Annotated in this window: 12 protein-coding genes; 2 read left to right on the top strand and 10 right to left on the bottom strand. The window is 70.0% G+C overall.

Annotated features, from left to right (window positions below):
• Positions 1–89 precede the first annotated feature (89 nt).
• The 5 genes from ABZU52_RS29975 to ABZU52_RS29995 form a co-directional block, all read right to left on the bottom strand.
• Entirely contained in the window at positions 90–1,763 is a 1,674-nt protein-coding gene (locus ABZU52_RS29975; RefSeq protein WP_354974317.1) for a glycoside hydrolase family 13 protein, read from the bottom strand.
• A 30-nt stretch (positions 1,764–1,793) separates the two neighbouring features.
• Positions 1,794–2,840, bottom strand: a complete 1,047-nt coding sequence (locus ABZU52_RS29980; RefSeq protein ID WP_354974307.1) for a LacI family DNA-binding transcriptional regulator — start codon at positions 2,838–2,840, stop codon at positions 1,794–1,796.
• A 70-nt stretch (positions 2,841–2,910) separates the two neighbouring features.
• The gene (locus ABZU52_RS29985; protein WP_354974308.1) at positions 2,911–3,879 is read right to left on the bottom strand and encodes a carbohydrate ABC transporter permease; all 969 of its coding nucleotides are present in this window, start codon (positions 3,877–3,879) and stop codon (positions 2,911–2,913) included.
• Between the two features lies 1 nt (position 3,880).
• Positions 3,881–4,927 (bottom strand): sugar ABC transporter permease, encoded by a 1,047-nt coding sequence (locus ABZU52_RS29990; protein ID WP_354974309.1) that lies wholly within the window; start codon positions 4,925–4,927, stop codon positions 3,881–3,883.
• Between the two features lie 66 nt (positions 4,928–4,993).
• Positions 4,994–6,337 carry an ABC transporter substrate-binding protein gene (locus ABZU52_RS29995; protein WP_354974310.1) on the bottom strand — a complete coding sequence of 448 codons (1,344 nt, stop codon included), beginning with the start codon at positions 6,335–6,337 and terminating at the stop codon, positions 4,994–4,996.
• 251 nt (positions 6,338–6,588) lie between these two features.
• Between ABZU52_RS29995 and ABZU52_RS30000 the strand changes: the two genes are divergently transcribed.
• Entirely contained in the window at positions 6,589–7,362 is a 774-nt protein-coding gene (locus tag ABZU52_RS30000; RefSeq protein ID WP_354974311.1) for a peptidoglycan DD-metalloendopeptidase family protein, read from the top strand.
• Between the two features lie 165 nt (positions 7,363–7,527).
• Here the strand turns inward: ABZU52_RS30000 and ABZU52_RS30005 are convergent, their stop codons facing one another.
• The 4 genes from ABZU52_RS30005 to ABZU52_RS30020 are packed head-to-tail and all read right to left on the bottom strand — an operon-like array spanning position 7,528 to position 9,304.
• Positions 7,528–7,671 (bottom strand): GPGG-motif small membrane protein, encoded by a 144-nt coding sequence (locus tag ABZU52_RS30005; RefSeq protein WP_007464364.1) that lies wholly within the window; start codon positions 7,669–7,671, stop codon positions 7,528–7,530.
• Positions 7,662–8,438, bottom strand: a complete 777-nt coding sequence (locus ABZU52_RS30010; RefSeq protein WP_354974312.1) for a metallophosphoesterase — start codon at positions 8,436–8,438, stop codon at positions 7,662–7,664. Before ABZU52_RS30010 ends, ABZU52_RS30005 begins: the two co-directional genes overlap by 10 nt.
• Positions 8,439–8,447: 9 nt before the next feature.
• Entirely contained in the window at positions 8,448–8,723 is a 276-nt protein-coding gene (locus tag ABZU52_RS30015) for a hypothetical protein (protein WP_354974313.1), read from the bottom strand.
• A complete protein-coding gene (locus ABZU52_RS30020; RefSeq protein WP_354974314.1) occupies positions 8,720–9,304 on the bottom strand; it encodes a nucleotidyltransferase in 585 nt (194 codons plus the stop codon). The genes ABZU52_RS30015 and ABZU52_RS30020 overlap by 4 nt, the downstream gene beginning before the upstream one ends.
• A gap of 164 nt (positions 9,305–9,468) precedes the next feature.
• Between ABZU52_RS30020 and ABZU52_RS30025 the strand changes: the two genes are divergently transcribed.
• Positions 9,469–10,155 (top strand): dTMP kinase, encoded by a 687-nt coding sequence (locus ABZU52_RS30025; RefSeq protein WP_354974315.1) that lies wholly within the window; start codon positions 9,469–9,471, stop codon positions 10,153–10,155.
• Here ABZU52_RS30025 and ABZU52_RS30030 read toward each other — a convergent pair.
• Complete coding sequence (locus ABZU52_RS30030) at positions 10,140–10,832, bottom strand: SDR family NAD(P)-dependent oxidoreductase (RefSeq protein ID WP_354974316.1); 693 nt, start codon at positions 10,830–10,832, stop codon at positions 10,140–10,142. The genes ABZU52_RS30025 and ABZU52_RS30030 overlap by 16 nt on opposite strands.
• Positions 10,833–10,904: the final 72 nt, after the last annotated feature.

Genomic DNA, 10,904 nt, shown 5'->3' on the forward strand with positions numbered 1-10,904 from the left:
CCCGACCGGCCTGCCCCGACCGGCCCGCCCGCCGCGAGTACCGCTCGGCGGGTCGGGCCGGTCTGCGGGTCGGGCCGGTCGGCGCGAGATCAGCCGCGCAGCCAGACCGTGACGTCGGTGGGCACCGCGCCGTCGTCGTCGAGCGGGGCGCTGGCGGCGAGCACCTCGGCACCGGCTGGCACCGGAACCGGGGCGGCACCGAAGTTGGTCAGCACGGTCAGCTCACCGTTGCGGAAGCGCAGCACCTCGTCGCCGGAGGACAACCATTCCAGGGTGCCGCGACCCAGCCCGTGCGCCCGGCGCAACCGCAGCGCCGTGCGGTACAGCTCGTACGTCGAGCCGGGCACGTCGCGCTGGCGGTCCAGCGCGTACTCCGCCCAGAGCGCCGGCTGCGGCAGCCAGCTCGCGTCGGTCGGCCCGAAGCCGTACGACGGGGCGTCGGCCTCCCACGGGATCGGCACCCGGCAGCCGTCGCGGCCCCGTTGGGTGTGCCCGCTGCGCGCCCAGGTCGGGTCCTGCCGGGCCTCGTCGGGCATCGTGGTGTGCTCGGGCAGACCCAGCTCCTCACCCTGGTAGAGGTACGCCGAGCCGGGCAGCGCGAGCATCAGCAGGGTGGCCGCCCGAGCCCGGCGGAGGCCGAGTGCGGCGTCCGGCTGCGGGTCGCCGATGCCGATGCCGTTGGGGCGTACGGTGCCGATCGGCAGGCCCAGCCGGGAGGCGTGCCGCACCACGTCGTGGTTGGAGAGCACCCAGGTGGTCGGCGCGCCGACCGAGTCGGTCGCCTCCAACGAGCGGGTGATCACCGCGTACTGGGCGGGTGCGGTCCACGCGGCGAGCAGGTACTCGAAGTTGAACGCCTGGTGCATCTCGTCCGGGCGGACGTAGCGGGCCAGCCGCTCGGCCGGCTCCACCCAGGCCTCGGCGACCAGCACCCGCTCACCGGGGTAGCTGTCCAGAACCTGCCGCCACTGCCGGTAGATGTCGTGCACGCCGTCCTGGTCCCACATCGGCGGCCGGGGCTTGTCGATCTCGTTGCCGGAGAGGATCTCCTGGGGCTCCTGCCAGTCGGCCAGGTCGGCCTGCTTGATGAGGCCGTGCGCCACGTCGACCCGGAAGCCGTCCACACCGCGGTCCAGCCAGAACCGCAGCACGTCCAGGAACTCCGCGTGCACCTCCGGGTTGTCCCAGTTGAGGTCCGGCTGCCCGGTGTCGAACAGGTGCAGGTACCACTGGCCGGGTTGCCCGTCGGCGTCCACCGTCCGGGTCCAGGCTGGCCCACCGAAGACGCTCTGCCAGTCGTTCGGCGGCTGGTCGCCGGCCGGCCCACGGCCGTCCCGGAAGATGTACCGCGACCGTTCAGGGCTGCCCGGCGCGGCCGGCAGCGCGGCCTGGAACCAGCGATGCGCCGAGGAGGTGTGGTTCGGGACCAGGTCGACGATCACCCGCAGGTTGCGGGACCGGGCCTCGGCGATCAGCTTGTCCGCGTCGGCCAGGGTGCCGAACAGCGGGTCGATGTCGCGGTAGTCGGCCACGTCGTAGCCGGCGTCGGCCTGCGGTGAGGGGTAGAAGGGAGAGAGCCACACCGCGTCGACGCCCAGCTCGACCAGGTGGTCGAGGCGGGCGGTGATGCCCGGCAGGTCACCGATGCCGTCCCCGTCCGAGTCGGCGAACGAGCGCGGGTAGATCTGGTAGATGGCGGCCTCGGTCCACCAGCCGGTGGCGGGGTGACCGGAGGAGGTCTGCTGCGTCGGGTCGGTGTTCAGGGTCGTCTCCCGTGTTGCGGTGTGGTGATGTCAGTGTGCCCGGGGCGGTGCGGTTGAGTCCCGGACCACCAAACGAGTGGGCAGGACCACCGGAGTGTCGCAACCGGCGCCCCGCTGACTGACGACAGGGCCCGGCGGTCGGGCCCCGAGCGGGTCGAGCAGCATCTGGGCGGCCAGCCTGCCCTGCTCGGCGGCGGGCTGGGCGACGGTGCTGAGCCCGAGCACACCGGCCAGGTCGTGGTCGTCGATGCCGACCACGCTGACGTCCTGCGGCACCCGCAGCCCGACGTCGCGCAGGGCGGTCAGCGCGCCCATCGCCATCTCGTCGCAGGCGGCGACGATCGCGGTCGGCGGCTCGCCGCGGGCCAACAGCTCGGCGGTGGCCGAGTTGCCGCCGTCGATGGTGAAGGTGGACTCGATGTCCAGGGTCGGGTCGGGTCGTAGGCCGGCGGCGCGCAGCGCCGCCTGGTAACCCCGACGCCGGTCGAGGTGGGTGGTGAAGGCCAGCTCGTCGTCCGGGTCGCCGGAGATGTGGGCGATCCGGTGATGGCCGAGGTCGATCAGGTGCTGGGTGGCGGTCCGGGCCGCCGCCACGTCGTCGATCCGTACGCACGGCCAGTTGGGCACCCTGCTGCCCGAGCTGATGGTGACGCCGGGCAGTTCCAGCGTGGCCAGCGCGGTCAGATCGGCCGGACGCAGCGGCGTGGCGACCAGCATCATGGCGTCCACCCGCTTGTGCAGGTTGGCCGTCCGCAGGACCCGCTGGCGGACCTGTTCCCGGCCGCCGAGGTTGTAGAGCAGCAGGTCGTAGCCGGACTGGTGGAGGTACTCCTCGACCGCCTCGACGACGGTGCTGAAGAACCATCGGGTGATCCGGGGAACCACCACCGCGACCGTGCCGGTGCGGCCGCCGGCGAGCCGGGACGCGCTGGGCGAGACCTCGTAGTCGAGCTGTTCGGCGGCGGCGATCACCCGGCGTCGGGTGGCGGCCGAGACGGTTGGCAGTCCACGCAGAGCCCGCGAGACGGTGGCCGTGGACACCCCGGCCAGCCGGGCCACATCATCGATCTTCGTCACGGTTTCCCCCGCTCGGTGCCCGGAGCGCCCGCCGCCGCCCGAGGGGCCAGGCGGCGGCGGGCGCTGCGGGTCAGCCCTTGACGCTGCCGGCGAGCAGACCTCGCACGAAGAAGCGCTGCAGGGACAGGAAAACGATGAGCGGTACGACGATCGACACGAACGCGCCGGCAGTCAGCCGCTGCCACTCGTTGCCTCGGGTGCCGGCCATCTCGGCGAGCTTGACGGTGAGCGGGGCCGTCTCGTTGCCGCCGCCGGCGAAGATCAGCGCGACCAGCAGGTCGTTCCAGACCCAGAGGAACTGGAAGATGCCGAACGCCGCCAGCGCCGGGGTGATCAGCGGCAGCACGATGGTGCGGAAGATCTTCGGGTGGGTGGCCCCGTCGACCCGGGCCGCCTCCATCAGGTCCCCCGGCAGTTGCGAGATGAAGTTGTGCAGCAGGAAGACGGCGAATGGAAGCGCGAAGCAGGTGTGCGCGAACCACACCTGGGCGAACTTCTGCTCGTCGACCAGGTCCCAGGCCGGCATCAGGGTCACGCCGCCGAGGGTGACGCCGGTGGAGAAGAACTTCAACAGTGGCACCAGGGCCATCTGCAACGGCACGATCTGCAACGCGAAGATCGCGATGTATACCCAGTCCCGGCCGCGGAAGTTGATCCACGCCAGCGCGTACGCGGCGAGGCACGCGAAGGCGAGCGGGAAGAGCACCGACGGGATGGTGATCGCCAGCGAGTTGATGAAGGAACCGGCGAGCTGCCCGGAGGACGCCGACCGCCCGAACAGGACCTGCTCGTAGTTCTCGAAGGTGAACTGCGGGTTGGTGAAGGCCGTCCACCAGCCGGTGGTCTTGATCTCGTCCTCCGGTCGGAGGGAGGAGACGAGCAGACCGAAGGTCGGGATGGTCCAGACCACCGCGATGACGATCGAGACGAGCGTCGCGGTACGGCTGTTCAGGCGCTTGCGGACCCGGCCGGCCGTGGTGGTCGGGGTGCCGTCGGTCTTCTGGGTGCCGGCGGCGACGGTGGGCGTTGCGGTGGTCATCTCAGCCCTCCCGCTGCTGACGGAGGTTACGGATCTGGTAGATCACGACCGGGATGACCAGGATGAAGAGGAAGACCGCGAGCGCGGAACCCTGCCCGTTCTGGCCGTACCGGAAGGCCTGGTTGTACATCTCGCTGGCGATCACGCTGGTGTCGTAGTTGCCGTTGGTCGAGGTCCGGACGATGTCGAAGACCTTGAGGGTGGCGATGGTGAGCGTCACCACCACGACGATCAGCGCCGGTCGGATGCTCGGCATGGTGATCCGCCAGAACATCTGCCACGGGCTGACGCCGTCGAGCCGGGCGGCCTCGACGATGTCACCGGGGATCGCCTTGATCGCGGCGGAGAGCACCACCATGGCGAAACCGGCCTGGATCCAGACCATGATGACGATCAGCAGCAGCGTGTTCAGCGGTGACTCGAGCAGCCACTGCTTCGGCTCGCCGCCCAGGCTGACCACGATCTGGTTGAGCAGACCGATCTGGTCGCCCTCGCCCCGGTAGGCGTAGACGAACTTCCAGATGATGCTGGCGCCGACGAAGGAGATGGCCATCGGTAGGAAGATCAGTGACTTCGCCACCGCCTCGAACCTGGCCTTGTCCACCAGTACGGCGTAGATCAGACCGAACCCGGTCGCCACCAGTGGGACCAGGACCACCCAGACCAGGGTGTTGATCAGGACCCGGACGATCGAGTCGTCGGAGAACATCCAGCTGTAGTTGCGCAGTCCCACCCAGTTGGTGCTGCTTCCATCCATCAGGGAGAGCAGCGTGGTGCGAATGGCCGGCACGACCAACCCGACCGTGAGGAGTAGCAGCGTCGGCAGCAGGAAGAAGAGCGCGAAGAGTCCCTCTCCTTGCTTTCGTCGACGGGGGAGCGGGGCACCGCTGACGGACGCGGCGACCAGCTGCGCCTCCCGCCGTCGAGCGAACCAGGCCGGCACCACGTCGAGAAGCAGGAGCAGACCGCCCACCACCGCGACGAAAGCGATCAGCCCGTACATCAGCATGAGGAACTTCGGCTGTTCCTCAGCGAAGTCGAACTCCATCGACCCTCCCAGGTCCAGATCCGTCGGTGGGCCGGCCCGCGAGTGCGGACCGGCCCACCGTTCAGATCACTTCCAGCTGCTCTCGATGCCCTGGAGCACCGACGCGGTGTCCTTGCCGTTGATCCACTCGACCATGCCCTTCCAGAACGTCCCCGCGCCGACCGCGGCCGGCATCAGGTCGGATCCGTCGAAGCGGAAGACGCCGGTCTTGTCCTGCAGGATCTGGACGGAGAGCTTGTCGATCGGGCTGGCGACGTTGGCGATGTCCAGCTTGTTGTTCGCCGTGACCCAGTTGCCGAGCTTCGCGCGGCTGTTGACGTACTCCGCCGAGGCGAGGTAGGTCTGCACCGCCTGCACCTCGGGGCGGTCGGTGAAGCCGACGACGAACTCGCCCGCGCCGAGCACCGGCTTGCCCTTGGCCGTGTCGATGGCCGGGAAGTAGAAGGCGAACGCGTCGCCGTCCTCGGCCACCTTGGTGCCCTCGGGGAACTGGTTGGCGTAGAACGACGCCTGCCGGTGCATGGCGCACTTGCCGGTGGTGACCGGCAGGCCGGCCTCACCGAAGGCGGTGGTGCCGATGCTCTTCACCCCGCCGAAGCCGCCGTTCATGTACTTCTCGTTCTTGAGGATCGTGCCGGCCCGGTTGACCGCGTCGACGATCCGCGGGTCGTTGAACGGGATGGCGTGGGTGGTCCACTGGTCGTAGACCTCGGGGCCCTGCGTACGCAGGATCACGTCCTCGATCCAGTCGGTGGCCGGCCAGCCGGTGGCGTCACCGGACTCGATGCCGGCGCACCACGGCTTGATGCCGCTCGCCGCGATCGTGTCGCTGAGCTTGATCATGTCGTCCCAGCTGGTGGGGACCGTCCAGCCCTTCTCCTTGAAGAGCTTCGGCGAGTACCAGACGAAGGACTTCACGTTGGCGCCGAGCGGCACACCGTAGAGGGTGCCGTTGACGGTGCCGTACTTCAGCCAGTCGGCCGGCATGTTCTGCTCGGCCATCGTCTTGGTGTCGGCACCGAGGGACTTCAGCTTGTTGGCGTCGGCGAACCGCTTGACCAGGCCCGGCTGGGGCACGAAGGCCAGGTCGGGCGCGTTGCCACCGTCGACCCGGACCGGGAGCTGCGCCTCGAACTCGGCGTTGCCCTCGTAGTCGATCTCGATGCCGGTGCAGTCCTCGAACGTCTTCCAGGAGTTCCTGAGCAGGTCGGCCTCGGCGTCACGGATGGACGCGTAGATGGAGACCTTCTTGCCGTCGTGGCCGTCGTACTTCTCGTATGCGGCGCACTCCGCGGAGCCCGCGTTGTTGCTCTTCTTGTCGTCGCCGGTACCACAGGCGGTGGCGCTGAGCGCCAACCCGAGTACGCCGGCGATCACGAAGGCCTGGCGTGGTCTGGTAAAGACCGCCATGCCGTCCTCCTTCCTAGCCGGCGCGGTCTCCGCTGGTGACCCGTCGCCGGTCCGATTGGGCGTGCACACATGTAAGCGCTTGCATCCGGTCCGGTCCACCCCCTGTCAGACACGAGCGAGTAACAATCCGGAAACCTGCGAGCTGCCTGGTGGGCGCGCTCCCGGGACATGCTGGGGACTCTTTCGAAGATTGACGATATCTGTCAGGCTGACCGCACGGGATCGAAGGTTTTCGACATAGGAGGAGCTGTATGCGAAAGCGGTGGATCAGCCTGCTGGTGACGGGTCTTCTCGTCGGGGGAGCCCTGGTGCCGGCGACCCCGGCGCTGGCCGCGCCGACCTTCAAGGTGCCGTTCCCGTGTGGCCAGTCCTGGTCCGGGCAGACCCGGTCGGACCACAGCCCGGCGTACGCCGTCGACTTCAACCGCACCGACGACCTCGGCGACCCGGTGGTCGCCAGCGCCCCCGGCACTGTCGACCGGGTGACCGACCTCGGTGGCACCAGCTACGGCAAGTACGTCCGAATCAACCACGGTGGCGGTTACAGCACGTACTACGCGCACCTCAACGGCTTCAACGTCTCGGTCGGGCAGACGGTCGGGTACGGCAAGGTGCTCGGCTGGGTGGGCAGCACCGGGGGCTCGACCGGCCCGCACCTGCACTACGAGCAGCGCCTCGACGGCGCCGACATTCAGGTCCGCTTCAACGGCACCCTCGCGCTGTACTGGGGCACCAGGAGCTACGCCAGCGACAACGGTTGCTCCTCGGGCAGCGGCAACGGCACGGTCGACACCAGTGGCACGCCGTTGACCGTCCGCTCCGGCCCCGGCACCGGGTACGCCTCGGTGGGCACCGTCGCCGACGGCACCCGGGTGACCATCGCCTGCCAGACCAGCGGCACCACGGTCACCGGCACGTACGGCACCAGCTCGATCTGGGACCGGATCGGCTCCGGCCGCTACATCGCCGACGCGTACGTGTACACCGGTTACGACGGCTACATCCCGAACGTCCCTCGCTGCTGAGCGGGCGCTACGTGGTTTCCGGCGGCGCCCACCACGCTCGCCGGCCGGAACCCGTCAAACCCCACGAAAAAGCGCCGGGATCGCTGCGACCGATGCTCCTGTCTGGGAGGACGAAGCTCCGGTCGCGGCGACCCCGGCGGGTCCCGGTGTTACGGCTGACGAACGCTAATTGAAGATGCTGACACCACCCGGGCCGACCAAAAGCCCGACGACGATGAGGACGATGCCCCACAGGATCTGCCGGCGGAACAGCGCGAGAATGCCGGCGACCACGAGTACGACTGCGAGAATCCAGAGAATCAGCTCCATGACCTCTGACTACCCGACTGGCCGATCGGGGAAACCTGGTCGGTGTCGAGTTGATCGCCAACGTGAAAGACGCTGTACGCCTGCTTGATCACCGGGTGCGCGACGTTGCGGACGCGCACCCCACCTGGGGTCGTGCCGCGCTCGGTGCCGGCGTGCGCGTGCCCGTGCACGGCCAGCGCCGTGGGCGCCGAGTCGATCGCCTGCCCCAACTGGTACGACCCGAGGAACGGGTAGATCTCCAGGGGCTCCCCGACCAGCGTGTCCGGCACCGGCGAATAGTGGGTGAGCGCGACCAGCATGTCGCAGTCCAGCGAGCGCAGTGCCGCGCCGAGGCGGTCCGCGCTGTCGGTGGTGGTCCGTACGAAGGCCTTCATCTCCGGCTCGCCGAAGTCACTCGCGCACCGCCCGGCGAAGCCGCCGCCGAAGCCCTTGACGCCGGCGATGCCGAGCCGGCCACCCGCGCAGTCCAACACGACGCCGTTGCCCTCCAGCACGGTGATGCCCGCGTCCTCGAGCACCTTGACCACCTGTGGCACCTGGTCACACTGGTGGTCGTGGTTGCCCAGCACGGTCACCACCGGTACCGCCAAACCGCCGAACTCCTCCGCCACGCAGCGCGCCTCGGCCTCGGTGCCGTGCCGGGTCAGGTCCCCGGCCAGCAGCAGCACGTCGGCGCACTCCGGCAGCTCCTCCAACGCCGGTCGGAACCGGCCGACCACGTCCTCGTCCAGATGCACGTCGCCCACGGCGGCGATCCGGATCACCATGAAACCTCCTCAGGGCAGTTGCTCGATCTCCGTGGGCGCCTGCGTGCGGATCACCCCGATATCGCTGGTGACGGGCACGTCCGGGAAGCGCTCGGACACCCGACGCAGGATCTCCTCCCGCCGGTGCGGGCTCTCCACCTCGCCTTGGAGCACGAGGGCGCGTTCCCGTCGGATCACGGTGATTCCCTGTTCGGCGACGGCGGGGTCCTCGACGAGCAACCGTTGGATTTCCGCTTCGACGTACTCGTCCGGGGGCCCGGCGCCGATGTCGCGATGGTGGGTCACGATGTCCCCTCTCCTGGCAGGGTGCCGGCGTCCGGCACCACCTCCAGCCGGTCCAACAGCACCAGGAACGCCTCGGCGTACGGCGAGTGCTGCGTCTCCTTGCGTACCCGTTCCCAGTCGATCTGCTCCCGCAGCGAGCGGGCCAGCGGCAGACCGCGGGCGAAGTCGCAGTAGTGCTGGGAGAAGCTGAGCAGTTTGTGCACCATCAGCTGGGTGGCGGACAGCACCGGCATGTGAATCGCGTCCACCGGCCGGACGACCGTGTCGGCGAACGTCTCCTCGGTCACCGGCGTCTCGATCGGCCGGTGGATCAGGTCCACCATCCGGCCGTCGTCGAAGACCTTCACCAGCCAGTCCTCCGGAGGCCGCTCGGCGACGAAGCCGGCGGCCACGAGAGCCTCCAGCGCCTGTTCCACGTCGGCCTCCCGAATGAGGAAGTCGACGTCGTGGTCACTGGAGTGGCCACCGTGGGCGTAGACGGCGAAGCTGCCGCCCAGGGCGTACGGAATCTCGGACTGCTTGAGCACGGCGGCGACCTTCTTGAGGGTGTGTACCAGACTCTCGTCCCCGCGCTCAGCCATCTGGTTCTCCCGTCGTCGTGTTGGTGGACCGGCGGTTGGATTTCCAACTCCGGTACCCGGCATTCCGGTCGTCCACACCTGGTGCCGTCGCGGTAGGGCGTCAACAGGGATGAAGCACCACAAACCTCGCGGACCAGGTGCGTGGGTCGGATAACCTGTGGAGGGTGGCCAGATCATCGGGGACGCGACGACGCAAGGCCCGATTGCGCACCGTCGCCCTGATCGGCATCGACGGTTCGGGCAAGACCACCCAGGCGCACCGGTTGGCCGACGCGCTGACCGCCGCCGGACGCCCCGCCACCTACCGCCGCAACGCCAGTGGCCGGCGCTGGCTCGGCCGGCTCGCCCGGCGGCTCGGCCGGCCGGACGCGCAACGGCTGATCGGGCGGGACGGCGTACTGGCCGTGGAGTCGGTGCTGCGCTGGCTCGCCATCGCCATCGCCCTGCTCACCTGCCTGCTCACCGGCCGGACAGCGGTGATGGACCGCTACTCGGCCTGCCAGTACGCGAGCATCCGGGCGCACGGCGGGCAGCGCTGGGAACGGCTCGCGCGGGCCGGCTACCGGCTGTTCCCGACGCCGCAGGTGACCTTCCTGCTCGCCGTCGACCCGGCGGAGGCGTACCGGCGCATCGAGCAGCGCGGCACCGACCACGAGACGATGGGGTGGCTGACCGCCGCCGACACCGCCTACCGGGCACTGCCCGAATATCCGAGCTTCGTGCTGGTGGACGCGGGCCGCCCGGCCGAGGAGGTGACCGAGCAGATTCAGGCGCACCTGGAGACCTGGCTACCGCCGTCCGCGTCGGGCGGAGAGGACGCCGGCCCGGTGGCGGCTCAGGCCCGCCCGTAGACCGGAATGGTGGCGCCACTGGTCGGGGCGGACTCGCCCGACGCGAGGAACCGGATCACCGGCGCGATCTCGTCCGGGGTCACCCAGCGGGAGTGGTCGGCGTCGGGCTGGGCCGCCCGGTTCGCCGGAGTGTCGATGACACTGGGCAGCACGGTGTTGCAGCGGACGTTCTGCGACCGGTACTCCACCGCGACCGCGTTGGCGAAGGCCAGCACCGCCGCCTTGGCCGTCGAGTAGCCGGCCGCGCCGCGGAACGGGGCGACCGCCGCGCGGGCCGAGACGCAGACCACCGCGCCGCCGCCGGACGCCACCAGGTGCGGCAGCGCGGCCTGGGTGACCAGGTAGGTCGGCCGCAGGTTGACGGTGAGCATCCGCTCGAACTCCTCGACCGGTGTCTCGTGCACCAGCCCGCCGCTGGCGTACCCCCCGACCAGGTTGACCACCGCGCGCAGCGGCGCCGCCGGTTCGCCGGTGGCGGCCTCGACCGCCCGCGCCGCGCCCGTCGGGTCGCCCAGGTCCGCGACGACCCGGACCGGTCCGGCCGCCGCCGGCTCCGACCCGGGCCGGGCTTTCCGCTCCGGTACGACCACCCGCCAGCCCGCCTCGACGAACGCGGTGACGACCGCCCCGCCGAGCCCCCCAGCCCCCCCGGTAACCAACACGCTGCCCTCCGCCATCCCCCCAACCTAGTGCCCCCGCCCCCTCCCCTTCGCGCCCCCGCGCCCCCGCCGCGCCCCCGCGCCCCCGCC

The sequence above is a fragment of the Micromonospora sp. NPDC005220 genome, assembly GCF_040607895.1.
Taxonomy (GTDB): Bacteria; Actinomycetota; Actinomycetes; order Mycobacteriales; family Micromonosporaceae; genus Micromonospora.

Bases quoted from the DNA above. Each gene is read 5' to 3' on its own strand.
- ABZU52_RS29985 (WP_354974308.1), bottom strand. From the start codon at position 3,879: ATGACCACCGCAACGCCCACCGTCGCCGCCGGCACCCAGAAGACCGAC.
- ABZU52_RS29990 (WP_354974309.1), bottom strand. From the start codon at position 4,927: ATGGAGTTCGACTTCGCTGAGGAACAGCCGAAGTTCCTCATGCTGATG.
- ABZU52_RS29995 (WP_354974310.1), bottom strand. From the start codon at position 6,337: ATGGCGGTCTTTACCAGACCACGCCAGGCCTTCGTGATCGCCGGCGTA.
- ABZU52_RS30000 (WP_354974311.1), top strand. From the start codon at position 6,589: ATGCGAAAGCGGTGGATCAGCCTGCTGGTGACGGGTCTTCTCGTCGGG.
- ABZU52_RS30005 (WP_007464364.1), bottom strand. From the start codon at position 7,671: ATGGAGCTGATTCTCTGGATTCTCGCAGTCGTACTCGTGGTCGCCGGC.
- ABZU52_RS30010 (WP_354974312.1), bottom strand. From the start codon at position 8,438: ATGGTGATCCGGATCGCCGCCGTGGGCGACGTGCATCTGGACGAGGAC.
- ABZU52_RS30020 (WP_354974314.1), bottom strand. From the start codon at position 9,304: ATGGCTGAGCGCGGGGACGAGAGTCTGGTACACACCCTCAAGAAGGTC.
- ABZU52_RS30030 (WP_354974316.1), bottom strand. From the start codon at position 10,832: ATGGCGGAGGGCAGCGTGTTGGTTACCGGGGGGGCTGGGGGGCTCGGC.